General features: G+C 71.7%; 19 protein-coding genes. 10 read left to right on the top strand and 9 right to left on the bottom strand.

The window, feature by feature from the left end:
- Positions 1 to 38: 38 nt before the first annotated feature.
- On the top strand, positions 39 to 2633 hold the full coding sequence (locus tag AB0M54_RS02650; RefSeq protein ID WP_364313988.1) for a glycosyltransferase: 2595 nt from the start codon (positions 39 to 41) through the stop codon (positions 2631 to 2633).
- On the opposite strand, the gene AB0M54_RS02645 is transcribed toward AB0M54_RS02650, so the two are convergent.
- Genes AB0M54_RS02645 through wecB form a run of 5 tightly spaced genes read right to left on the bottom strand, consistent with a single transcriptional unit; the run spans position 2630 to position 7437 of the window.
- Positions 2630 to 3265 (bottom strand): class I SAM-dependent methyltransferase, encoded by a 636-nt coding sequence (locus AB0M54_RS02645; RefSeq protein WP_364313990.1) that lies wholly within the window; start codon positions 3263 to 3265, stop codon positions 2630 to 2632. The two genes, AB0M54_RS02650 and AB0M54_RS02645, sit on opposite strands and share 4 nt — an antisense overlap.
- A gap of 1 nt (position 3266) precedes the next feature.
- Entirely contained in the window at positions 3267 to 4610 is a 1344-nt protein-coding gene (locus AB0M54_RS02640) for a glycosyltransferase (protein ID WP_364468756.1), read from the bottom strand.
- The gene (locus AB0M54_RS02635; RefSeq protein WP_364313995.1) at positions 4607 to 5149 is read right to left on the bottom strand and encodes a hypothetical protein; all 543 of its coding nucleotides are present in this window, start codon (positions 5147 to 5149) and stop codon (positions 4607 to 4609) included. Before AB0M54_RS02635 ends, AB0M54_RS02640 begins: the two co-directional genes overlap by 4 nt.
- Positions 5142 to 6347, bottom strand: a complete 1206-nt coding sequence (locus AB0M54_RS02630) for a glycosyltransferase (RefSeq protein WP_364468754.1) — start codon at positions 6345 to 6347, stop codon at positions 5142 to 5144. The genes AB0M54_RS02635 and AB0M54_RS02630 overlap by 8 nt, the downstream gene beginning before the upstream one ends.
- 10 nt (positions 6348 to 6357) lie before the next feature.
- The gene (gene wecB, locus AB0M54_RS02625; protein WP_364314000.1) at positions 6358 to 7437 is read right to left on the bottom strand and encodes a UDP-N-acetylglucosamine 2-epimerase (non-hydrolyzing); all 1080 of its coding nucleotides are present in this window, start codon (positions 7435 to 7437) and stop codon (positions 6358 to 6360) included.
- Positions 7438 to 7634: 197 nt separating this feature from the next.
- Between wecB and AB0M54_RS02620 the strand changes: the two genes are divergently transcribed.
- The 3 genes from AB0M54_RS02620 to AB0M54_RS02610 are packed head-to-tail and all read left to right on the top strand — an operon-like array spanning position 7635 to position 12733.
- Positions 7635 to 9836 carry a glycosyltransferase family 4 protein gene (locus AB0M54_RS02620; protein WP_364468752.1) on the top strand — a complete coding sequence of 734 codons (2202 nt, stop codon included), beginning with the start codon at positions 7635 to 7637 and terminating at the stop codon, positions 9834 to 9836.
- Positions 9837 to 9853: 17 nt separating this feature from the next.
- The gene (locus AB0M54_RS02615; protein ID WP_364314005.1) at positions 9854 to 11398 is read left to right on the top strand and encodes a glycosyltransferase; all 1545 of its coding nucleotides are present in this window, start codon (positions 9854 to 9856) and stop codon (positions 11396 to 11398) included.
- A 51-nt stretch (positions 11399 to 11449) separates the two neighbouring features.
- Positions 11450 to 12733, top strand: coding sequence for a nucleotide sugar dehydrogenase (locus AB0M54_RS02610; protein WP_364468750.1), 1284 nt, complete (start codon positions 11450 to 11452; stop codon positions 12731 to 12733).
- A gap of 154 nt (positions 12734 to 12887) precedes the next feature.
- Here the strand turns inward: AB0M54_RS02610 and AB0M54_RS02605 are convergent, their stop codons facing one another.
- Positions 12888 to 13403, bottom strand: coding sequence for an acyltransferase (locus AB0M54_RS02605; RefSeq protein WP_364314011.1), 516 nt, complete (start codon positions 13401 to 13403; stop codon positions 12888 to 12890).
- Between the two features lie 141 nt (positions 13404 to 13544).
- Here AB0M54_RS02605 and AB0M54_RS02600 point away from each other — a divergent pair, with 141 nt between their 5' ends.
- Positions 13545 to 14228, top strand: coding sequence for a GPP34 family phosphoprotein (locus AB0M54_RS02600; protein WP_364314013.1), 684 nt, complete (start codon positions 13545 to 13547; stop codon positions 14226 to 14228).
- Positions 14229 to 14257: 29 nt separating this feature from the next.
- Here AB0M54_RS02600 and AB0M54_RS02595 read toward each other — a convergent pair whose 3' ends face one another.
- Together AB0M54_RS02595 and AB0M54_RS02590 are read right to left on the bottom strand one after the other, a co-directional pair.
- The gene (locus AB0M54_RS02595) at positions 14258 to 15916 is read right to left on the bottom strand and encodes a phospho-sugar mutase (protein ID WP_364468748.1); all 1659 of its coding nucleotides are present in this window, start codon (positions 15914 to 15916) and stop codon (positions 14258 to 14260) included.
- 23 nt (positions 15917 to 15939) lie between these two features.
- Positions 15940 to 17802, bottom strand: coding sequence for a protein kinase (locus AB0M54_RS02590; protein ID WP_364468746.1), 1863 nt, complete (start codon positions 17800 to 17802; stop codon positions 15940 to 15942).
- Positions 17803 to 17957: 155 nt separating this feature from the next.
- Here AB0M54_RS02590 and AB0M54_RS02585 point away from each other — a divergent pair, with 155 nt between their 5' ends.
- The gene (locus tag AB0M54_RS02585; RefSeq protein WP_364314021.1) at positions 17958 to 19514 is read left to right on the top strand and encodes a methylmalonyl-CoA mutase family protein; all 1557 of its coding nucleotides are present in this window, start codon (positions 17958 to 17960) and stop codon (positions 19512 to 19514) included.
- A 139-nt stretch (positions 19515 to 19653) separates the two neighbouring features.
- Positions 19654 to 20895 carry an amidohydrolase gene (locus AB0M54_RS02580; protein WP_364468744.1) on the top strand — a complete coding sequence of 414 codons (1242 nt, stop codon included), beginning with the start codon at positions 19654 to 19656 and terminating at the stop codon, positions 20893 to 20895.
- Here the strand turns inward: AB0M54_RS02580 and AB0M54_RS02575 are convergent.
- Entirely contained in the window at positions 20892 to 21872 is a 981-nt protein-coding gene (locus AB0M54_RS02575; RefSeq protein ID WP_364468742.1) for a DUF4349 domain-containing protein, read from the bottom strand. The two genes, AB0M54_RS02580 and AB0M54_RS02575, sit on opposite strands and share 4 nt — an antisense overlap.
- A gap of 111 nt (positions 21873 to 21983) precedes the next feature.
- On the opposite strand from AB0M54_RS02575, the gene AB0M54_RS02570 reads away from it, so the two are divergent.
- The 3 genes from AB0M54_RS02570 (at position 21984) to AB0M54_RS02560 (ending at position 24376) form a co-directional block, all read left to right on the top strand.
- A complete protein-coding gene (locus AB0M54_RS02570; protein ID WP_364468740.1) occupies positions 21984 to 22619 on the top strand; it encodes an MBL fold metallo-hydrolase in 636 nt (211 codons plus the stop codon).
- The gene (locus AB0M54_RS02565; RefSeq protein WP_364314033.1) at positions 22619 to 23548 is read left to right on the top strand and encodes a hypothetical protein; all 930 of its coding nucleotides are present in this window, start codon (positions 22619 to 22621) and stop codon (positions 23546 to 23548) included. The genes AB0M54_RS02570 and AB0M54_RS02565 overlap by 1 nt, the downstream gene beginning before the upstream one ends.
- A 90-nt stretch (positions 23549 to 23638) precedes the next feature.
- On the top strand, positions 23639 to 24376 hold the full coding sequence (locus tag AB0M54_RS02560; protein WP_364468738.1) for a hypothetical protein: 738 nt from the start codon (positions 23639 to 23641) through the stop codon (positions 24374 to 24376).

The following is a 24376-nucleotide window of genomic DNA, read 5'->3' as shown; positions in this document are numbered from 1 at the left end:
CCGGCGGTTCGTACGCTTCGGGCACGAAAGGCAACTCCATGACTACCCCCGCTCCGGCGCCGCGCCTGCTGGTGATCGTCGCCAACGGCATCACGGGTGATTCCCGGGTGCAGAAGACCGCGATCGCCGCGGCCCGGGCCGGGTGGGACGTGACCTTGCTCGGCGCCGGCGGCCGTCGTGGCCGCCGGCTCGAGTCGGTGATGGGCTCCGTCAAGGTGGTCCGTCTGCCGGTCACGGCCAACTTCGCCGCGCGCAGCAAGGGCCACCCGGTCCGCCGTCTGGTCACCCAGACCGACATCCGCAACCGGGAGGGCCTGGCCGGCGTCCGCGCCGCCCACCAGGCCTGGCTGCGCGAGAGCACGGCCCGCATCGGCCGGCTGCGCGCCGCCGGTCCGGCCGGCAAGCCGGTGGCCAAGGCGCTGGGCGGCGTGGTCCGCGCCCGCCGGCTGTGGCACCAGCTGCGGGTCAAGGCGTTCTACTGGGAGCAGGGCCAGACCCTGCGGCCGACCGGCAACTGGCGCCGGGACTGGCCGTCGCTGGTCGACCTCGACCTGACCTTCGGGCCGGTGATCGAGGAGTTCAAGCCCGACCTGATCCACGCCAACGACATCACGATGATCCACACGGCGGCGCTGAGCGTGGCCCGGATGCGGGCGCGCGGCGAGAAGGTCGCCTGGCTCTACGACGCCCACGAGTACGTGCCCGGCATCGACTCGTGGAAGCCGGCCGAGGCCCGGGCCTACATGAACGTCGAGAAGGAGTTCATCAAGCAGGCCGACGCGGTGGTCACGGTGTCGCCCGAGATCGCCGACCTGCTGCGCAAGGACTACAGCCTGGCCGAGACCCCGTTGGTGGTGCGCAACACGCCGATCCGCGAGGGGGTCGGCCGGACCGATCCCAAGCCGTCGGTCCGCGAGAACGCCGGTCTGGCCGATGACGTTCCGCTGATGGTCTACTCCGGCTGGCTGGCGCCCGAGCGCGGCCTGGGCACGGCCATCACGGCCATGCCCGACCTGCCCGGCGTCCATCTGGCCATCGTCTCCGGCCGCAACACCCCCGAGCGCGAGAAGCTGCTGGAGCGGGCCGAGCAGCTCGGCATCATGGACCGCGTGCACGTGGTGCCCTACGTGCCGCAGTACGCCGTACCCGACTATCTCTCCTCGGCCGATCTCGGCCTGATCTGCTCGCAGCGCACCCTCAACTACGAGATCTCGCTGCCCACCAAGTTCGCCGAGTACCTGCACGCCGGTGTCCCGATCGTGGCCAGCGACGTGAAGACGCTGGGCGCGGCCGTGCGCAAGCACGACATCGGCGAGGTGTTCGTCGCCGACGACCCGGTCACCTTCGCCGAGGCGGTCCGCAAGGCGCTCGCCCGTCGCGACGAGCTGATCTCGCACATCACCGAGCCGCTGCTCGAGGAGCTCTCCTGGGAGCACCAGATCGACGGCCTCACCGACCTGTACGCCAAGATCTCGCCGAAGAAGCCGGCCGGTCCGCGGCCCGACGTGTCGTGGGCGGTGGACGAGACGACCGCGCCCAAGCCGGTGACCAGCAAGCCGAGCGAGCTGGGCGCGTGGCGGCCGCTGGCGCCGACCACACCGATCCGGCTCGGCCTCGGCCCGGCCAACTACGCCGGCCAGATGGCCACCTTCGCCCAGGCCATCTGCCGTGAATATCCCGAGGTCTCGGCCGAGGTGACGATGCGGCACAACCGGGAGACGTTCCTGTTCCCGGCCGACGTCTACGTCGAGACCGACCGCCAGGGCGAGTTCGAGGTCCAGCTCGAACAGATGCGGCGGATCATCGGGCGGTACACCCACCTGATCGTGGACGCGTTCCTGCCGGTCTTCGGCTACCTGAACGGCGACACCATCGAGGGCGACCTGCCGGCGCTGAAGCGGGCCGGCATCAAGGTGGCGCTGCTGGCGCACGGCAGCGAGATCCGGCACCCGGGCCGCCACTTGAAGCGCCACGAGTTCTCCCTGTTCCGGGACGCGCCCGACGGCATCGTCCCGCGCTACACCGGCCGCGCCGACAAGAACAAGAAGATCGCCGAGGCCAGCGGGCAGCCGCTGTTCGTCACCACCCCCGACCTGCTCGACGACCTGCCCACCGCCACCTGGGCGCCGCTGGTCGTCGACGTCGACGCGTGGACCAGCGACGTGCCGGTGATGGAACGCTCCCGCCCCCGGGTGCTGCACGGGCCGTCGCAGCGCTGGACCAAGGGCACCGACCGGATCCTGCCGACTCTGCAGACGCTGCACGACAAGGGCGCCATCGAGTTGGTGCTGGCCGAGCGGGTCAGCTGGGACGAGATCCGCGAGATGGTGAAGACCTGCGACATCGTGGTCGACCAGTTCGCGGTCGGGTCGTACGGCACGTTCGCGGTCGAGGCGATGGCCGCGGGCCGGCCGGTGATGGGCTACCTGGAGGATCGGGTGCACACCACGGCCGGGGTGCGGCCGCCGATCGTCAACGCCACGCCCGACACGCTGGGCGCGGCGCTCGAGTCGCTGCTGGACGATCCGTCCCGGACGGCGAAGATCGGCGCGGAGTCGGCCAACTACGCCCGCGAGACCCACGACGGCCGCCGCACGGCGCGCGCGTTCGCCGACTTCTTCGGCCTGGTTTAACCGGCTCGACGGGCGTGGAGGATCGCGCCGTGGGTGCTCTCCGGACTGGAGAGCACCGTGGTCGCCTCCACGGCGAAGCCCGCCTCGGACAACCTCTCCGCGACCGACGAGGCTGTGCGGTGGTGGACGTGCACGTTCATGGGGTGGCCGCCGTAGCCCTCGGTCTTCAGGCGGGTCTGATCGCCCGCGTGGAAGGCCAGCAGCAGGGGCCCGCCCGGTCGTAGGGTCCGGTGGAAGTGGGCCAGCACGCCGGACAGGGCCTCGTCGGGGACGTGGATGAGGGAGTACCAGGCCAGCAGGCCGCCGAGCGTGTCATCGCGCAGCGGCAGGTCGGTCATCGAGGCGACCGCGAAGCGCAGCGCGGGATGGTCGCGGCGGGCCTGATCGATCATCCCCGGTGAGAGGTCCAGGCCGAAGGCGTCGACGCCCAGCGACGTCAGGTGCGCGGTGATGCGGCCGGTGCCACAGCCGACATCCGCGACCGGGCCCCGGGACGAGGCGCGCTCGGCGAAGGCGGCCAGGGCCGCGCGTTCATAGGGCGCGTCGGCCAGGAGGTCGCGGAGCAGCGTGGCATAGCTCTCCGCGACCGTGTCGTACGACGTCCTGGCGTTCTGGAGCCAATCCGAGGTCACGTCACTTGCGCTTGATGAGCGAACGCAGCTTCTGTTCGAACGGGATGAGCACGCGGTCGCGGGTGTACTGCTGCGCGTGCTTCAGGGCCGCCTCACGGGTCTCCGGCGTCAGGTCTTCGGCCGCCTTGCCGGCGGCGATCATGGCCTGGGCCACGTCGACCGGGTCGAGGCTGTCGGCGTTGAACCACAGTGGATAGCCGGCCAGCACCTCGGCCGCCGCGATGCCGGGGGCGTGCACCGACACGATCGGCTTGGCGTTCGCCATGTACTCGAAGATCTTGCCGGACGTCACGTACTTGGCCCCGCCGGCCAGGAAGACCAGGACGTCGCTCTCGGCGTACGTGTGGGCGACCTCGGTCTTGGAGACCGGTCCCCGGTAGATGATGCCGGTGTCCTCACCACCCACCCGGTTCTCCTCGTCGATGCCGAGGACCTGCATCAGCCGCACGTGCCCGGCCCGGAAGAAGCCGAGGTGGCCGTAGAGGTTGAGGGTGGCGTCGGACAGCGACGGGTGGTTGCGCGCCTCGATGAACGCCTCGACCATCTCCTGCACCGGCTGGGCCGGCGTCAGCGTGCCCACGTACGAGAACCGCAGCGGCCGCACCGACTTGTGCGGCGCCACACCCTCCTCGAGGACGTCCTGGTCCCAGCCGTTGGGGACGATCATCATCTTGTCGGCGTCGGCCGGGTACCGCTCGGCGTGCCAGTGCCGGAGCGCCTCGTTGACGAAGATGACCGCGGACGCCTTGTGCAGCACCCGCTTCTCCCAGGCCCAGGCGCCGTGGCCGGCCGGGTAGAGCGGCTTGTCCTCGAACAGGTCGAGCGTCCAGGCGTCGCGGTAGTCCACGACGTACGGCGCGCCGGTGAACTTGTTGATCAGGTAGGCGGCGGCGAAGGCGGCGAACGGGTTGCCGGTCGCCACCACCACGTCGAACTTCTGCTTGGCGTGCATCCGCAACGCCTTGGCCACCGCGGCCATGCCCCACGAGTGGTAGTGCTCGGGGAAGAACTTCTGCGTCTTGTTGTAGAGCGCCAGCGCGAGCATCGGCGAGTTCCGGCGGAACCGGCTGAACCGGCGGATGTCGCTGGCCCAGACGAACTGGCTCAGCCACGGGCGCTCGACCCGGACCCGCGGGTCGATGGTCTCGGCCAGCTTTTCGTCGACCGAGCCGATCGCCTCGTACAGGAACTTGAGCGGCGCGGCGAAGACCGTGACGTCCCAGCCGTCGGCGACCAGGTGGTTGGCGGTGGCCCGGGCCCGGTAGACCCCGCTGGCCCGCGACGGCGGGAAGTAGAACGAGAGGTAGAGGACTCGCGGACGCCGGCTTCCATCCGTGGTGGTCATCGCTCTCCCATCGAGGCCGCCGGGGCGGTGTCCAGGTTGTACGCGACGCGGGGCACGTCGAAGATCTGCAGGAAGGTCACCGCGGCCGGCATCGACGCCGGGTCGGTGACCACCAGCAGGTCGACCCCGGCCCGGGAACCGAGGTGCTGCCGGATCAGCGCGGGCGGGCGGGCCGCCGGCCGCCGGCGCAGCAGGGGAAGGAACGTGCGCTGGTGAAGCGGGGTGGCGACCCGCCGGTCCCAGGCGCCGGCGGCGCGCTGGGACAGGCGCTTGACCGGGCCCAATCCTACGAGACGGAACGCCGCCCGTGGGCCCCGGACGAGCAGCGCCTGCTCGGCCCGCATCCAGCCGTACCGCTTCTCCAGCTTGTCCACGTCGATGACGCGTATCCGCTTGTCCAGCCGCTCGTTCTTCCATGCGGCGAAGTCCCGGACCACGAGCGTGGCTTCGCCGCCGGCGTCGAGCACCCGGACGGCGTCGATGGCGGCGGCTCGCTTGCGGGTTCCGCCCTCGGCCAGGAAGAGCACGTGCTCAGTCATCGGTGTCCCCGAACCAGGCGCGATGGTGGGCTTCGGCGGTGGCGGCGTAGCCGTACCGGCTCTCCAGCCGGTGGCGGGCCCGGCCCAGGTCGATCTTGTCGGGGAACCGGTCGCGCAGCCGCCGGAAGCCGGCCACCAGCGCGTCGCTCGCCTCCTCGACGTCGATCATCTCGCCGGCGTCCTCCTCGATGCCGGCGAGCGTCTCCTCCGGACCACCGCAGCGGGTGACCAGCACCGGCATCCCGGCGGCGGACGCCTCCACAATGGTCATCCCGAACGTCTCGAACCGGCTGTTGTGCACCAGCAGGTCGTGTTCGCGCATCAGGTCGAGGGCCCGGTCGGGCGGCTGGAGCCCGAGGAACGTCACGGCGTCGGTCAGGCCGAGCTCCTGGACCTTGGCGCCCAGCGGGCGGCGCAGCTCGCCGTCGCCGACCAGGGTCAGCTCGAGCGTCTCGTCCTCGGCCCGGCATCGGGCGAACGCCTCGAGCACCCACCGCACGCCCTTGCGCTCGGTCAGGCTGCCGACGTAGAGCCAGCGGCGCAGATCGGTGACCGGCTTCGGCCGCCGGACGTCGAAGGACACCGGGTTGGGCATCAGCCGGATCTTGTCGCGGTGGTGCGGGAACGCCTTGATCAGTGGGTCGCTGACCGCCGCGCCGACCGCGAAGAAGCCGGCGCACCGGGTGAGCAGTTCGTCGTACATCTCCTTGGCCTCGGGCTGGGCCAGCACCCCGCCGAGGAAGGTGGCGTGCTCGGTGACGAAGAGCCGGGCATCGGGCGCCTTGTTCCGCAGCGCGCCCCAGCCGCCCTGGAGGCCGACGTGGGCGTGCACGACCGGGGCGGGCAGCGGCTTGCCGTCGAGCACGGCGCTCAGCGTCTCGGCATGGCGGCGGCCGATCGCCGCGTAGCCCGGGCTCACGGTCAGCGGCACCGGGGTGTGAATGAGCCGGGCGCCGCCGGCCGTCGGGATCGCGTGCGGTGGGCGGTGGGTCCGGCTGAGCAGGCTCTGGTACGCGGCCTCGATCGGCCCGCCGTCCAGCCGGTGTCCCCACTCTTCGCAGTGGTAGACGGTCATGTCGGTGCCCGGTCCGGTGGCGTCGACCATGGCCCGCACGAAGGCGCCGCGGAACGCGTGGTCCGCGCCCGGGTACCAGGGTGTGACGACCGCGACCGGTGAGGGGTGTGATGGGGTGGTCACGGATGCCTCGTCAGCTGCGTTGCAGCACGTCGACGACCCGCTGGGCGGCGTGGCCGTCACCGTAGGGTGCGCCGCGCTCGGCGTCGGGGGCCGGGCGGGTGGCCAGCGACGACCAGTCGGCGCCCAGCGTCCACGGGTCGGGCACCAGGTGGTTCCAGCCGTTGGCCAGTGTCTCGGGCCACTCGGTCTCGGGCCGCAGCGTGGTGCACGGCCGGGCCAGCAGGTAGGCCTCTTTCTGCAGGCCACCGGAGTCGCTGACCACGCCGGCCGAGCCGAGCACGCCGGCCACCATCCCGGCGTACGGCAGCGGCCGGCCGGAGTGCAGCGCGCCCTGGTTGAGCTTGAGGCCGAACTTCTCGGCCCGGGCGACCAGCCGGGGGTGGGCGAGCAGGGCGACCGGCACGGGCAGCCCGGCCAGCGCGTCCAGCAGCGCGGCCAGCCGCTCGGGGTCGTCGGTGTTCTCGGCGCGGTGCAGCGTGGCCAGCAGGTAGGGCTGCTCGGGATCGATGCCGGCGGGCAGCTCGGGCTTGATCCCGCCGCCGGCCAGCACGTCGTCGCGGACCCGCATGCAGACGTCGACCATCACGTCGCCGACCAGCACCGAGCGCTCGGCCAGGCCCTCGTCGGCGGCGTGCCGCATGGCCTCCTCGGTCGGGCAGAGCAGCAGGTCGGCCGCGTGGTCGGTGAGCACCCGGTTGTGCTCCTCGGGCATCCGCCGGTTGAACGAGCGCAGCCCGGCCTCGAGGTGGGCCACCCGGATGTGCTGCTTCACCGCGGACACCGCGCCGGCCAGCGTGGAGTTGGTGTCGCCGTAGACCAGCACCCAGTCGGGCTGCTCACGCTCGAGCACCGGGTCCATCGCGCTGAGCACCGCACCGGTCTGTACGCCGTGGCTGCCCGAGCCGACGCCCAGGTGCACGTCGGGGTCGGGGATGCCGAGCCCGGTGAAGAACACGTCGGACAGGTCCGCGTCGTAGTGCTGGCCGGTGTGCACGATGACGTGCTCGTGTTCCGTCTCGGCGAAAGCGGCCGCGATCGGCGCGAGCTTCACGAGCTGTGGGCGGGCGCCCACGACACTCAGGACCTTCACGAATATGCTCCTCGGCTCGGATGGGAGGATGTCTCGGCCGCAGCACACGATACGTGAGCCCGGCGTGTCGTCCGGCCGCAGTCCCCACGCCTGGAGGGGGCGGCGTCGTGCTGGAGAGGGCACCATACTGTTAGCCGCCGCGGCGCCTGGCGTGGGCCGCCAGATCACACGCCGCGACTTCACGCGAAGGAGTTCCGTTGGCCACCCCAACTTCCCCGGTCGTCTACGTCGCGTTGGGTGCGCGCCGGATCCGGGCCGCACGGACGCTCGCCGCCGAACTGGCGGCCACCGGCCGGACGGTGCTTCTGGTGGTGGCCGATCTGCCCGAATGGTCCGGCGTTGAGGTGCCCGGCGTCACTGTCCGTAAGGTCGGCTCGGCCGATCCGGGCAAGGCGCTGCGGGTGGCGCGCAAGCTCCTGCTCTCCCGGCGGGGGCCGCTGGCCGGTGCGGGCCTGCTGATCGCGGGCGACCCCGAGGCGTCGCCGATCGCCGACGCCGCCCACCGGCAGTTCCCGGGTCTCGAGGTACGCACCGACGTGGTGACCGACCCCGGGCGCAAGCCCGCCGCGGCCGACGTGACCGTCGTCACACCCTGGTACCCGTCGCCGAACGACCCCTTCGCCGGCGCCTTCGTGCGGGCCACGACCGAGGCTGTCGGCAAGGAGGCCGGCACGATCACCACCCTGCACGCGGAGAACTGGTTCTACTCGCCCAAGGGCGTCACCGGGAAGCTGATCGGCGTCACCATCGAGCGCGAGCTGCGGCGCGACGCCGGCCTGGTGGTCGAGGACACCACCGAGGGCGAGCTGGTCCGGGCGGTCGTGCCCCAGCAGACCAGCGGCAGCTGGGCGACGTGGGGTCAGGAGCAGGTCGAGCGGCTGGCCGAGGCGCTGCCCACCGGCCGGATCGAGGCGCCGGTGGTGCACGCGCACACCGGGCACTACGCGGGCGTGGTGGCCGCGGCGCTGGCCCGGGACGACGCCAAGATCATCGTGACCGAGCACGCCACCTTTCTCGACCAGATCTTCGAGCACCGCGCGTCGCGCAACGCGTACGGCGAGATGCTCGCCCGCGCCGACCGGGTGCTCTGCGTCGGCCGGGCCCTGCTCGACCAGATCGTCGAGAAGTTCCCGCAGCACGAGAAGAAGCTCTCCATCGTTCCCAACCCGGTCGACTTCGACCAGTTCGCGGTCCGGCCGGCACCCCCCGCCGCCCCGCTGCGCTGGCTCTACGTCGGCCGGATGCTCGAGCACAAGGGCGTGCACACGCTGCTCGAAGCCTTCGCCAAGGTGGCCGCCGAGGACGACCGGGTGACGCTGACCCTGGTCGGCAACGGCAAGCTCGAGGCCCAGCTGCGCGAGCGGATCAAGGAGCTCGGCCTCGGCGCCCGGGTCACCCAGCTGCCCCCGGTCCGGCCCGAGGAGGTCACCGGGCTGCTGCACGAACACGACGTGCTGACCCACGCCAGCACGTCCGAGACGTTCGGGATGACGATCGTCGAGGCCATCGCCACCGGGACCCCGGTGCTGGCCGCCCGCAGCCAGGGCCCGGCCGAGACGCTGCACGGGCTCGATCACGTCGCCGGGCAGCTGTTCGAGGTCACCGAGGACCCGGACGAGATCGTCACGGCGTACCGGAAGCTGGTCGACGCCTGGGACGGCCTCGACCTGGCCGAGGCCCGCCGTCAGCTCCGCGAGCGCTACGGCCGCGAAGCGGTCGGCGCCCAGCTGCGTGAGATCTACCGCGAGGTGCTGGCCGGGCCGGCCGCCGGAACGACCGACGCGGTGGACGAGCCGGCCGCGCCGCCGCCGGTCACCACCGCCGAGACCGACCGGATCACCCTGGTCGCGATCGACCCGCCGGCCCCCCGGACGGCCCGCCGGTTCATCTCCGACCTGCGTGAACGCGGCTACGCGGTCGATGTGATCGCCTCCAAGCCGGACAGCTTCAAATGGTTCGCCGACGACGACGGCGTCAAGGTCTACGGCGTCGGCGAGGCCGAGGAACACCGGTTCCCCCATCGGCTGGAACACATCGTGGTCAAGGGCTTCCCGCGCCGGGCGCTGGGCTACCTGCGGGCGCGGGCCAAGGACGTCCGCGACCCGATGCCGGAGGCCCTGGCGATCGCCGCGCAGCGCGGCCACAAGTACGTGGCCGACCGCGTCCAGGGGCGGATCTACAACCCGTACTACTCGGTGGTGCGCCCGCGCGTGATGTGGAAGATCGCCCGGCGCCGGGTGCTGCCGAAGCTCGACCTGCGACACACCCGGCGGATCGTGGTCTACGGCATCGCCGGCGTGACCATCGGCTGGGGCCTGGCCCGCCAGAACCCGTCGATCGTGGTGGGCACCGACATGTCCCTGCCCGAGCCGCTGCCGACCGGGCGCGCCGAGTCGTGACCGGAACGGCGCCCGATGTGACGGCGATCGTCGCCGTCTACAACACGATGCCCTACCTCCGCGAGACGCTGACCTCGCTGGCCGGGCAGACGATCGGGCTCGACCGGCTCCAGGTGATCGCCGTGGACGACGGCTCCACCGACGACAGCGGCGCCGAGCTCGACCGCTGGCAGCGCCGCTACCCGGACACCATCACGGTGATCCACCAGGCCAACTCGGGTGGTCCGGCCGCGCCCAGCAACCGTGCACTGGAGCAGGCCACCGGCCGGTACGTGTTCTTCCTCGGCGCCGACGACCACCTCGGCGCCGAGGCGCTGGAACGGCTGGTGCGCGCGGCCGACGAGCTGTCGGCCGACGTCGTGCTGGGCCGGCTCGTCGGCGCCGGCGGCCGCTGGGTCAGCCAGCAGATCTTCGACCCCGGCGACCGCGACGACGTCACGCTGACCAACTCGGCGCTGCCGTTCGCGCTGTCCAACACCAAGCTCTTCCGCCGCTCGCTGCTGGAGGAGCACCACATCCGCTACCCCGAGCAGCTGCGCTCCCAGAGCGACCAGCCGTTCACCATCCAGGCGGTGGTCAAGGCCCGGCGGGTGGCGGTGCGCTCGGACTACAAGTTCTACTACGCGGTACGCCGGAAGGACTCCAGCAACATCACGTACGGCACCCCGCTGCACGACCTGCTCTCCGACACCGCCGTCCTGATGGACCTGGCCGCCGACCTGATCCCCGACGCGGCCGCCCGCCACCGGGTCCTCCACCGGCACTTCACCTGGGAGGCCAGCAAGGTCCTCAACCAGCGGTTCCTCGACTCGATCCGGGCCGAGCAGAGCCGGGTGCAGGACGGCATCAAGAAGCTGGCCGAGACCTACCTGACCGACGACGTGCGCCAGAGCCTGGAGGCCCACCGGCGGCTGCTGGTCAGCGTCGCCCAGTTCGGTTCCCTGGACGACCTGATCACCGTCCTGGCCCACCACCTGGCCAGCAAGAACCAGCCGGTGATCGTCGAGGGCGAGCGGCACTACCTCGGCTACCCGTTCTTCCGCGACCCGGAACGCGACTTCCCGGACGAGTGGTACGACGCCACCGCCACCCTGGGCCCGCGCGTCCACCAGGCCGGCCCGGCCACCGTCCGGTGGGGACGCGACGCCGACGGGCGGCGCTCCCTCGTGGTCGAATGGCAGAGCTCGCTGACCGACCTGGACCGCACCGACGAGCCGCGCCCCCGGGTCTTCGCCGGCGATCACGTGGCCGCGAAGACCGAGATCCGCCCGGGCGGCGCCATCCGCGCCGACTTCATCCTCGACAACGTGCTCGCCGAGGACGTCCACCGCAAGCGCCGGGCGTTGCGCTTCGTGCGTACGGTGGGTGGCGAATTCCACAGCCTTCCGGTGACCGTGAGCGGCCGGGGCAAACCCCTGGCGCGTATTCTGCACCGTCGTGGACTGCGGATGTGGTCGGTGGCGCCGGATACGAACCGTGACGGCCAGCTACGCATCGTGGTCAACCCTGTGACACCGCGCCGGTTCGCCGGCGCCGTTCTGCGTCGGCTTCGCCTGCGCTAGGCCAATTCTGTCCGGCGCGACCGCGCCGCCCCGAGGAGGAAAGACCCCCGCATGAAGATCTGTGTCGTCGCCCTGGGCAAGATCGGGCTGCCGCTCGCCGTCCAGTTCGCGTCCAAGGGACACACCGTGCTCGGTGCGGATGTGTCGGAGCCCACCGTCCGCAAGGTGGCCGAGGGTGTCGTGCCGTTCCCCGGCGAGGCCGACCTGGACGTCAAGCTGAAGGAGGCCGTCGACGCCGGCCTGCTGACCGCCACCACCGACACCGCGTCCGCGGTCGCCCAGTCCGACGCGGTCGTGGTCGTCGTGCCGCTGTTCGTCGACGGCGACGGCAAGCCCGACTTCGGCTGGATGGAGTCGGCGACCAAGGACATCGCCCGCGGCCTCAAGCCCGGCACCCTGGTCAGCTACGAGACCACGCTGCCGGTCGGCACCACCCGCAACCGCTGGGCGCCGCTGCTCGAAGAGGGCTCCGGCCTGGTCGCCGGCCGCGACTTCCACCTGGTGTTCAGCCCCGAGCGGGTGCTCACCGGGCGGGTCTTCGCCGACCTGCGCAAGTACCCGAAGCTGGTCGGTGGCGTGGACGCCGGCTCGGCCCAGCGCGGCATCGAGTTCTACCAGGCCGTGCTCGACTTCGACGACCGCCCCGACCTGGACAAGCCGAACGGCGTCTGGGACCTGGGCTCGGCCGAGGCGGCCGAACTCGCCAAGCTGGCCGAGACCACCTACCGCGACGTCAACATCGGGCTGGCCAACCAGTTCGCCCGGTTCGCCGACACCATCGACGTCGACGTCAACCTGGTCATCGAGGCGTGCAACACCCAGCCGTACAGCCACATCCACCGGCCCGGCATCGCGGTCGGCGGGCACTGCATCCCGGTCTACCCGCGGCTCTACCTGTGGAACGACCCGCACGCGACGGTCGTCCGGGCCGCCCGCGAGGCGAACGCGGCCATGCCGGCGTACGCGGTCGACCTGCTCGCCGCCGCGGTCGGCGACCTGACCGGGCTGGGCGTGCTGGTGCTCGGCGCGTCCTACCGGGGCGGTGTCAAGGAGACCGCGTTCTCCGGGGTCTTCGGCACGGTCGAGGAGCTCAAGCGCCGGGGCGCGGTGCCCTACGTCTCCGACCCGATGTACTCGTCGGAGGAGCTGACCGCGCACGGCCTGCCGCCGTTCGAGGGTCAGGACCTGGGCGCGGCCATCCTGCAGGCCGACCACGCCGAGTACAAGAACCTGACCAGCGACGACCTGCCCGGTGTGAAGGTGCTGGTCGACGGTCGCCGGACGACGGACCCCGACAAGCTCGTCGGCATCCGCCGCATCGTCATCGGCGGTTAGGCACGGAACGATCGCGGGGCGAGACTCCGACCCCGCGATCGCCCCGTCGTTGAGATGGCCCGTGGTTTCTCACGCCCGCCGGGTTTGCGGGTGGCAGAAAAGCGCGAGTCATCTCAGCGGCATTTTGGGGGCGATCGCCGTGGAGCGGAGCCGGTCAACTCTGCGGGGGATTCTCCATGTCACGGGAGATGATCTCGCCGGACCAGTTCACCCAGGCCTTCGGGCGGGCCGGGTTGCCGGCGACCAGCTGGTAGGGCGGGACATCCTTGGTGACCACCGAACCGGCGGCGATCATGGCGCCCTCGCCGACCTCGATGCCGCAGATCAGGGTGGCGTTGGCGCCGATCGAGGCCCCCCGGCGGATCAGGGTCGGGGTGATCTTCCAGTCGGTGTTGTGGGCGCGCGGGCGCAGGTCGTTGGTGAAGACCGCGCACGGGCCGACGAACACGTCGTCCTCGATCGTGACGCCCTGGTAGACCGAGACGTTGTTCTGAATCTTCACGCGGCTGCCCACCACCGCGTTCGAGTCCAGGTAGACGTTGCGCCCGATGACGCAGTCCGCGCCGACGGAGGCCGAGGACCGGATGTGCGCGATGTGCCACACCTTGGTGCCGGCGCCGATCTGGGCGCCCTCCTCGACGTCCGCGCTCGCGTGCACGAAGTAATCCATCCGCGCATCCTCGCAAGCGTGCGCGCAACGGCCGTCACCGGGCGTCAGTCGCACACAGCGTGACCGGCGGATCACCCGGTTGAGTCCGACCTCTGACCTCGGGGGTGATCAGCGTGACCGCGGCCACTATCGTTCCATGGCATGACCTCCATCGCGCTGGCTGAGGAGCTGCTTCTCCTCGCTTACGACGACCAGACCGGCAAGGCGACTGGTTCCCGCATCGGTCTCGACCTCGGCATGGCCGCGGCCGTGATGGTCGACCTGGCGCTGGCCAACCGCGTCGCGTACGTGGACGGGTATCTCAAGGTCATCGACGACACCTCGGTCGAGGACCCGATCGCCGACGCCGTGCTGGCCAAGGCCGCGGCCGACGAGCCGCACACCCCGGCCCAGTGGCTTCAGCGGCTGCGCCACGGGCTGCGCACCCGGGTGCTGGCCGACCTGGTCGCCCGCGGCGTCGTACGAGACGTGGACGAGACCCAGATGGGCGTCATCCACGTGCACCGCTACCCGACGACCGACCCGGCGGTGGAGGCCGAGATCCGCAAGCGCCTGGCCGAGGCGCTGATCACCCAGGGCATGCCGGACGAGCGGACCGCGGCCCTGTGCACGCTGCTGGTGGCGGTGCGGATGGAGCCGGCGCTGCGGCTGCCCCCGGAGGAGGCGGCGCAGGCCCACTCGCGGCTGGAGGCGATCGCCAGCGGCGCCGGGTTCAGCGGCACCGCCAACCTGGAGGACTCGATCGTGCGGCCCAGCGTCGCGCTGGTCGTCGCCACCCTGGGCCGCGCCATCCAGGCCGCGCTAGGCACCCCCCGGCAGGTTTAGGCCTTATTTCACCTTCGCTTCCGGGGCGTTCAGACTGTGCCCGAATGTGGAATGAGGCCTAGCGCTTTCGCCGTCTCGTCTTTCAACGCGGCCACGGCTTCGCTCGCGGCCGCGCGGTCCCCGGTCAGGGTCGCGGCCGTCGCCGGGCGGACCACTTCCAGGTACGCCTTGAGCTTCGGCTCGGTGCCGGACGGCCGGATCACCACCCGCGCCGACGCCGTGCTCAGCCGCAGGATGTCGTTCTCGGGCCGCAGGTCCTCGAACGTCATCGGTTCGCCGAGCAGGGTGGCCGGTGGCGCCCCGCGCAGGTGGGACATGGCCCGGCCGATGTCGGCCAGGTCGTCCACCCGCACCGAGACCTGATCGGTGCGGTGCACGCCGAACTCCACGTCGAGCTCGGCCAGCCGGTCGGCGAGCGTACGCCCCTCGGCCTTCAGCCCCGCCGCCAGCTCGGCCACCAGCAGGGCCGCGGTGATGCCGTCCTTGTCCCGCACCAGGCCCGGGGCGACGCAGTAGCCGAGCGCCTCCTCGTAGCCGTAGGCCAGGTCGTCGTCGGCCCGCACGATCCACTTGAAGCCGGTCAGCGTCTCGCCGTAGGGCACGCCCCGGGCCGCGCAGATGGCCCGCAGCAGGCTCGACGAGACGATCGTGGTGGCGTACGTGCCGGGGGCGCCGCGGCGGATCAGCTGGTCGGCCAGCGCCGCCCCGAGCTGGTCACCGGTCAGCGGGGTCCAGGACCCGTCCGGCCCGGGCACGGCGACGGCGCAGCGGTCGGCGTCCGGATCGTTGGCGATGGCCAGGTCGGCGCCGGTGGCCGTGGCCAGGGCGAGCAGCCGGTCCATCGCGCCCTTCTCCTCCGGGTTGGGGAAGGCCACGGTGGGGAAGTCGGGGTCGGGTAGGGCCTGCTCGGCCACCACGTGCGGCGCGGGGAAGCCGGCGCGCTCGAAGGCCGCGGCGAGCACGTCACCACCAACACCATGAAGCGGTGTGTACGCCACGGTGAGCGCCCGGGGGCCGGCCGGAAGGGTGGCGGCCGCGCGGCGGACGTACCCGTCGGTGATCTCCTCGCCGAGGACCCGGCCCGGACCGCCCAGCTCGACCGCCGTCAGCTTGTCGACGGCCTGGATGGCCGCCTCGATCTCGACGTCGGCCGGCGGCACGATCTGTGCGCCCGCGCCCGAGGTTCCGCCCAGCCCGGCGCCCAGGTAGACCTTGTAGCCGTTGTCCTGCGGCGGGTTGTGGCTGGCGGTGACCATCACGCCGGCCACCGCGTCCAGGGCTCGCACCGCGTAGGCCAGCACCGGCGTCGGCAGCGGCCGGGGCAGCAGCAGCGCCGCCCGGCCCGCGCCCTGCGCCACCTCGGCCGTGCGTTCGGCGAACGCCCGCGACCCGTGCCGGGCGTCGTAGCCGATGACCAGCGGCCCGTCCGCGCCCGTGCCGCTCAGCCAGCCGACCAGCCCGGCGGCGGCGCGCGTGACGACGGCCAGGTTCATCCCGTTCGGCCCGGCCCGCAGCCGCCCGCGCAGCCCGGCCGTGCCGAAGGTCAGTGGCCCGGCGAACCGGTCGGCCAGCTCACCGGCGCTGCCCGGCAGCCCGTCGAGCAGCGCCCGGATCTCGGCCCGCGCGACCGGGTCGGGGTCATCGGCGAGCCAGGCCTCGGCCCGCTCCCGCACGTCGTCAGTTGACATGCCCCGTGCATATCACGGCGCCGTCAGGCGAGCGCGTAGGAGCTGAGCATCTCGTCGAAGATCGGGGTGCTGTCGGCGAACGTCGCCTCGGTGGTGGTCAGGAAGAACGAGTACGCCTTGCCGTCCCGGATCACCGCGCCCCACTTGCCGTGCCGCCCCTCGGGGCCACTGCCGCAGGTGTATTCGAGCACCGCGCCGTCGCGGCCGGCGATGCTCTGCGGCTCGAGCGAGACCTGCTTGTAGGGCTTCGGGCAGTTGGTCGACCTGGTCCTGAGCGTGTTCTCGGCGACGCCGAGGAACTTCTCGGGCGTGGCCTTGGACGTCTCGACCAGGATGCGGACCTTGCGCAGCCTGTTCTTGGGATCGACGTAGTCGACCCAGGAGCCGCCGGACTTGCGGCTCCAGCCCTTCGGCACGTTCACGTTGATGCCGCGGTCGTGGTATTCCTGGGTCGGGAAGGCCGCGGGCGGCGGCGCCTGGCTCTGCTGGCCGGCCGCGATCGGCGTTTTCGCCGGGTCGTCGCCGCCGGGGATGGCGATGACCAGGATCAGCGCGATGAGCACGACGAGCGCGCCGCCACCGGCGATCAGCTGCTGCTTCGGCGACCAGCCCTTGACCGTGGTGACGGCCCGGTCGGCCGTGGTCCGGACGGTGGCGACGGCGTTGTCGACCATCGCGCGCCGCTTGGCCGACGGGCTCTGCACGATCCGCCCGCCGCCGTACTGGTTGCCGGTCGAGGCCGGGGCGCCGTTGTCCCAGGAGCGGCGGGGCGGCACGACCGCCGTGGTGTCGCCACCCGCGGTCGGCGGACCCGGAGGCATCGCCTGGGTGCGATCGCTCTGGTCGACCTTGGCCAGGTGGCCGCTCAGCGAGTCGCCCGGCTGGAGCATCGCCCGGCCGCCGATCTGCCCGCTCGGCCGGGGCGCGTGGATCGGCTGGGTCTCCTGCGCCGGGGGCCGCTGGCTGGGCACCACCGAGTAGGGGTCGGTCGTCATGTGTGGCGGCGACTTGCTGGCCAGCGGGCCGGCGAGTTGCTGCCGGAGCATCGTGCGCGCGGTCTGCGCGTCGAACCGGCGGGACGGCTCCTTCTCGAGCAGGCCCATCAGGATCGGGTCGAGCGAACCGGCCCGCACCGACGGGGTCGGCGGGTCTTCGACGACCGCGTGCATGGTCTCGATCGGGTCGCCCTTGTCGAACGGCGGGCGGCCCTCGACGGCCGTGTAGAGCGTCACACCCAGGGAGAACAGGTCGCTGGGCGGGCCGAAGTCGTTGCCCATCGCGCGCTCGGGCGAGATGAAGTGGGGTGAGCCGAGCACCATGCCCGGGGTGGTCAGCTGCACGTCGGTCGGCAGCTTGGCCACGCCGAAGTCGGTGAGCACGCAGCGGCCGTCGGTGCAGATCAGGACGTTGGCCGGCTTCACGTCGCGGTGCAGCACGCCATGGGCGTGGGCGACCTCGAGCGCGCCCAGCAGCGCGATGCCGATCTTGGCGACCACGCGGGGCGGGATCGGGCCGTCCTCGATGATCATGTCGGCCAGGCTGCGGGCCTCGAGCAGCTCCATGACGATCCAGGGCCGGCCGCCCTCGTGCACCACGTCGTAGACCTGGACCACGGCCGGGTGTTGCAGCGCGGCGGCGGCGCGGGCCTCGCGCATGGTGCGTTCGTACATCGAGTCGCGGTCGCTCGGCGCCAGGCCGGGCGGGAGGATGACCTCTTTCACGGCGACGTCGCGACGCAGCAGGGTGTCGGCGGCGCGCCACACCGTACCCATGCCGCCGTGGCCCACCGCGGCCCTGAGGGTGTACCGATCGCCGATGAGCGTGCCTGGAGCTGCGCGTCCGCTGGTGGGAGCGTTGCCGCCGCTCCACGTCGGAATCTGAGTCACAGAGATGCCACCGAGGGATCTAGGGGCCGGGGGACCGAACCCCGCTATCTTGCCGCTTCGTACCCCTTTTCGGAAAGTCGATGGGGCATTCGTTACGGTCCTGATGACGAGGCGTAAAGGCGTTGTCGCGCAGTGTCGACGACTAGTATCGGATCGTGGAAGCTGAATCCGGATTCACCATCAAACCGGTGTATAAGGAGCTTGTTTCCGGCGATCTCGGCGAGCCGGGCGAGTTTCCGTACACGCGCGGTGTCTATCCGACCATGTACACCCAGCGACCATGGACGATGCGGCAGTACGCGGGCTTCGGCACGGCCGCCGAGTCCAACGCGCGCTACCACCAGTTGCTGGCCAACGGCACGATGGGCCTGTCCGTCGCGTTCGACCTGCCCACCCAGATGGGGTACGACTCGGACGACGCGATCGCGCACGGCGAGGTCGGCAAGGTCGGCGTGGCCATCGACTCGCTCGACGACATGCGCCGGCTCTTCGACGGCATCCCGCTCGACCAGGTCTCCACGTCGATGACGATCAACGCGCCCGGCTCGGTGCTGCTGCTGCTCTACCAGCTGGTGGCCGAGGAGCAGGGGGTGCCCGGGTCGGCCCTGAACGGCACGATCCAGAACGACATCCTGAAGGAGTACATCGCCCGGGGGACGTACATCTTCCCGCCCAAGCCGTCGTTGCGCCTGGTCTCCGACACCTTCGCCTACTGTCACGCCGAGATTCCGAAGTGGAACACGATCTCGATCTCCGGCTACCACATGGCCGAGGCCGGCGCGACGCCCGCGCAGGAGATCGCGTTCACCCTGGCCAACGGCATCGAGTACGTCCAGGCGGCGATCAACGCGGGCCTGGCCGTGGACGACTTCGCGCCGCGCCTGTCGTTCTTCTTCGTGGCCCGCACGACGCTGCTCGAAGAGATCGCCAAGTTCCGCGCGGCCCGCCGGATGTGGGCCCGGATCATGCGCGACGACTTCGGCGCGACCAACCCCAAGTCGATGATGCTCCGCTTCCACACCCAGACGGCCGGGGTCCAGCTGACCGCGCAGCAGCCCGAGGTGAACCTGGTGCGGGTGGCGATCCAGGCGCTCGGCGCGGTGGCCGGCGGCACGCAGTCGCTGCACACCAACGCGTACGACGAGGCGCTGGCCCTGCCGACCGAGAAGTCGGCGCGGCTGGCGCTGCGGACCCAGCAGGTGCTGGCGTACGAGAGCGGGCTGACCGGCACCGTCGACCCGTTCGCGGGCTCGTACGCGATCGAGGCGATGACCGACGAGGTCGAGCGGATCGCCAACGAGCTGATCGAGCAGGTGTTCTCGTACGGGTCCGCGGTCGAGGCGATCGAGCAGGGTTTCCAGAAGCAGGAGATCGAGACTTCCGCGTACCGCATCGCCAACCAGGTGGACGGCGGCGAGCGGGTGGTGGTCGGGGTCAACCGGTTCGTGGCCGACACCGAGGAGCGGTACGAGCCGTTGCGTGTCGACCCGGCGATCGAACGGGGTCAGGGCGAGCGGCTGGCTACGCTGCGTGCGGAACGGGACGGCCCGGCCGTGGAGAGCGCGCTGGCCGACATGGCGAAGGCCGCGGAGGGTACGGAGAACGTGTTGCCGTACATGAAAGAGGCGTTGCGGCGGCGTGCGACCGTCGGGGAGGTCTGCCACTCGCTGCGCGGGGTGTGGGGGGTCTACCAGCCGGTCGAGCGGTTCTGATGCTTTTTCCAAGTTCGCTTCCGGGGCGTTTTGGCTGGTGGCGAATTTGGAAAAGGGCACAAGGTCGTCACCTGGGAGGGGGATCACCCGTTGGGTGGTCTAGGCTGTCGCGCCTCAACGGACTATTGCCGAGGGAACTGTGACCACTGTGCTGACCGTGCCGGAGGGCACAACCGTGGGTGATCAACCGGGTCCGCTGCCGGGCCGGCTCGACCACTGGCTGGCCGCCCGAGGCGCCGATCTGGTCACGTTCCGTCGCCATCTGCATGCGCACCCGGAACCGTCACACCACGAGTTCGAGACCGCCGCGCTGATCGTCCGCGAGCTGACCGCCGCCGGGCTCAAGCCGGAGCTGCTGCCCAAGGGCAACGGCGTGCTCTGTGACATCGGGACCGGCGACCGGGTGATCGCCTTCCGCGCCGACCTCGACGCGCTCCCGCTGCCCGACATCAAGGACGTGCCGTACCGCTCCACGGTGGACAATGTCACCCACGCCTGCGGGCATGACGTGCACACCACCGTGCTCCTCGGCCTCGGCCTGGCACTGGCCGAGCTGGAGCGGGAGGGCGCGCTCCCCGGCCGGATCCGGCTGATCTTCCAGCCGGGCGAGGAGAGCATCCCGTCCGGCGCCCCCGAGGTGATCGCCGCCGGCGCGATGAAGGACGTCGCCGCGATCTTCGCGCTGCACTGCTACCCGCAGCTGCCGGCCGGCCTGGTCGGCGTGCGCTCCGGCCCGTTCACCGCGGCCGCCGACATGGTCGAGGTGACGCTGACCGGCCCGGGCGGGCACACCGCGCGGCCCCACCTCACCGCCGACCTGGTGCACGCGCTGGGCCGCGTCGTGGTGGACGTGCCGGCCCTGCTGGACCGCCGGGTCGACCCGCGTGCCGGGGTGTCGATGGTGTGGGGCGCGGTGCACGCCGGCGAGGCGGCCAACGCGATCCCGGGCACCGGCTACGCCCGCGGCACCGTCCGGATCCTCAACCGGGAGGCCTGGCGGGCGGCGCCCGACCTGATCACCAAGCTGATCAAGGACGTGGTGGCGGCGACCGGGGCCGAGGCCGAGGTGACCTACACCCGTGGCGTGCCGCCGGTGATCAACGACCGGATGGCCTCGGCCGTGGTGGCCGGTGCGGCCGGCGCCGCGCTGGGCGCCGACCACGTCGTCGAGGCCGAGATCAGCATGGGCGGCGAGGACTTCTCGTTCTACCTGGAGCACGTGCCCGGGGCGATGATCCGGCTCGGCACCGGCACCCCGGGCAGCGAAATCCGCCACGACCTGCACCGGAGCGACTTCGACGTGGACGAACGCTGCATCGGCCACGGCGTCCGGGTGATGGTGCACACCGCCCTGGCCGCGCTGGCCACCGGCGCCTTCTAGTCGTCTCCGGCCGCCGCGGCCACCGCGGGCTGGGGTGACGCGGTCGCCGGGGCCACCACGGTCCGGCGGCGCCGGCGCAGCGCCCAGATCAGCAGCCACACCGGCACGCCCACCACGATCAGCCAGGGCAGCAGCGCGCCGAGCACGGTCACCAGCACGCCGAGCGAGGCGAGCAGCGCGTTCCAGCCGCCGCGCAGGCCGGCCAGGAAGCCGGGCGGCTCGTCGCCGGGCGGCCCGACCTGCGCGGCCGGGCTGAGCAGGACCACGGTGATCGTGGAGAGCGCGGTCAGGTCGGCCAGGCGGCGCTTCTTGGCCTCCAGCGAGGCCAGGTCGGACTCCCGGGTGGCCACCTCGCGCTCCAGCATCACCAGGTCGTTCAGCGACTTGGCCTGGCCGAGCAGCCGACGGCCGCTGTCCACCCGGGCCTGCTGCACCTTGATCCGGGCGTCGAGGTCGACGGTCTCCTCGGTGACGTCCTGGGTGTTGATCTCCCGGGACTCCTCCTTGCCGTCCTTGCCCAGCTTGGCCAGCTGGTCGACCACGCCGCTGAACTTGCCGGCCGGTACGCGCAGGGTGAGCGTGGCGTTGGCGCCGCCGTTGTCGCTGTTGCGGTTGTCGCCGCCGACGAAACCGCCGGACCCGGCCGCGATCCCGACCGTGCGGGCGGCGGCCTCGTTGACGTTCTCGACGCGCAGCGTGATCGACCCGGTGTAGATGATCGAGCGCTGGTCGACGCTCAGGTCGGGCGCCTGGGCCGGCTCGTTCTTGCCCTCGGCCGGCGCGACCTGGGCCTGGTCCTGGGTCCCTTGAGCCGGCGCGGCCTGCTCGTTCGGCTGGGCCGGCGCGACCGCGGGCGCCCCGCCCGAGTCGCCCCGGCTCTCTGAGGCGGCGTTGTCGGCCGAGTCGGCGCCGCAAGCGGTGGTGGTCAATAGGAATCCGGCCGCGAGCGCGGCCGTGATCAGTCGTGTGATACGCATGGCATCCTCCGAACCCCGTTTCGGTCAGCGCGGGTCAGACGTGCGGCACACGCTGTGCGGTTCCGGCAGACTGCGGGTTGAGGAGTCACGATTCGGCTGCGGAGGGGTCCCGTGCAGATCACGAAGTTCACGCATTCCTGCCTGCGCATCGAGGGCGACGGGGTGCTCGTCGTCGATCCCGGCGGTTTCAGCGAGCGGTCCGCCCTGGCCGGCGCCGACGCCGTCCTCATCACCCACGAGCACCCCGACCACCTGGACGTCGAGGCGGTCACCGAGGCCGTGCGGCAGCGGCCCGGCCTCACGGTGTTCGTGCACCCCGACGTGCTCCCGAAGACCGAAGCGTTCGCGGCGGCGGTCACCACGGTCGAGCCGGGCGCCGAGTTCCTGGCCGCCGGGTTCACCGTGCGGGCCTTCGGCGGGCAGCACGCGGTGATCCATCCGGACGTCCCGCAGATCGCCAACATCGGCTATCTGATCTCGGACGGCACGGCCAACCTCTATCACCCGGGCGACTCGTACCACGTGCCCGAGGGCACGACGGTGGAGACCTTGTTCGTCCCGCTGCAGGCTCCGTGGGCCAAGGTGTCCGAGACGATCGAATTCGTGCGTACGGTACGCCCGGAGCGCGCCTTCGCCCTGCACGACGGCCTGCTCAACGACAACGGGTTCGGCATCTACCAGGGCCTCATGGACCGTCTCTCCGGCACCACGTACGCCCGCCTCGCGCCGGGCAGCACCATCGGCTGATGGCGGCCGCGACCGACGCCCTGATCCGGCGGATGTACGAGGACCCGCCGGACGGCTTCGTCGCGGCCCGGTCCGCGGCGATCGCCGCGGCGAAGAAGGCCGGTGACACCGCCGCCGTGAAGCGGCTGACCGCCCTGCGCAAACCGACCGTGGCCGCCTGGCTGGTGAACCTCCTGGCGCTGCGCAAACCGGAGCTGATCGACCAGCTGGTCGAGCTGGCCGAGGCGTTGCGGGTGGCCCAGCGCACCCTGAAGGGTGACGAGCTGCGTGAGCTCTCCACCCAGCGCCGGCAGATCGTGTCGGCGCTGGTCGGCGAGGCCCGCAAGCTGGCCGTCGCGCGCGACCGCGGGCTGGCCGGCAAGCTGCCGCTGGGCGAGGTGGAGGCGACGCTGAGCGCGGCGATGGCCGAGCCCGACGTCGCCGAGCAGGTGCGCACCGGGCGCCTGGTGCGCGCGGCCTCGTACGCCGGCTTCGGTGAGGTTCCGCGTCCCCGCCTGCGCCTGGTCACCGATCTCGAGGAGTCCACCTCGGAATCTTCTTCGGACGCCGACGAGGACTCCGAGGACGATGACGAGGACGAGCCGGCGATCTCCGCGCGGGAGCGTGCCCTGGCCGACCGCCGCCGCCGGGAGCACGAGGAACGCCGCCGGAACGTCAAGAAGGAGCTGACCGCGGCCCGATCGGCCGAGAAACGCGCCGACGACCAGCTCGAGAAGGCCGAGTCGGCCGAGCGTGACGCGGGTCATGCCGTCGAGGACCTGGACAACGAACTGGCCGAACTGGAGCGTCGCCGGACCGAGGCGCAGGCCGAGGTGGGCCGCCGCAAACTGGCCCGGCGGACCGCGGAACGGGAGGCCGCGGCCGCGCGGCGCCGGGTCGGTGACGCCGAGGCGGCGCTGGAAGATCTGGATTCCTCCACCCCGGACTGATGGTGCGCATTTCCGAACGGGTTCCGGAAATCTCGGTACGGGCTGTTGGGGTGATTTTCAGGATTCACGCGTAGAGAGCAGAATCGCCACGTGACCCCCGAACAGGCCGCCGCCACCGCCCGACCGGGACTCGCGAAGCTCGTGGGCGCGTTCGCCGAGTCGCCGCAGACGCTGCGGCGTGCCCGGCTGCTCGGGTTGTCCGGGTGGGCCTACCACGTGTCGGCCCGCGCGGGCGCGCTCGGCGACGTGCGGCCCGAGACGGTGACCGCGGCGATCGGGTTCATCGCGCCCGAGGCGGTCACCGACGGCTGGGAGGCGACGGCGAAGACCTCCGAACCGATGGAGGTGGCCACCTGGCACCTGCACGAGCTGTGCCGCTGGGGCGCCGACGAGCTGGGCGGCTTCCCGCGGGTGGGCCGGCTGCTCGAGCTGTCGCGGCGGGTGGTGTCCGCCGTGGACGCCGCCGGGCTGCCGCTCTTCGCGGCCTGGCGGGCCATGCCCCTCCCCGATTCCTCACCCGGCGCGCTCGCGGCCGTCCAGTTGCACCTGTTGCACGAGCACCGCATGGGTGTGCAGGTGGTGGCGATCCGGGCCAGCGGCCTCACCCCGCTGGAGGCGATCATCGCCGGGCCCGAGGGCGAGACCGGCGCGGTGGCGTTCGGGTGGCAGCCGCCCTACCCGCCGGCCGGCCCGATCGTGCGGCGTCTCATGTGGGCCGAGTCGGTGGCCGACGCGCTCGCCGGGCAGGCCTTCGGTGTCCTGAACCGTGAGGAACGGGTCGAGCTCTGCGGCCTGCTCGAGTCCCTGGTCCATCGCCTCACCTCGTAA

It is taken from the genome of Actinoplanes sp. NPDC051470, from assembly GCF_040682035.1.
Classification (GTDB): Bacteria; Actinomycetota; Actinomycetes; order Mycobacteriales; family Micromonosporaceae; genus Actinoplanes.
The sequence above is the reverse complement of the archived record's forward strand: the minus strand, read 5'-3'. Positions and strand labels throughout refer to the sequence as shown.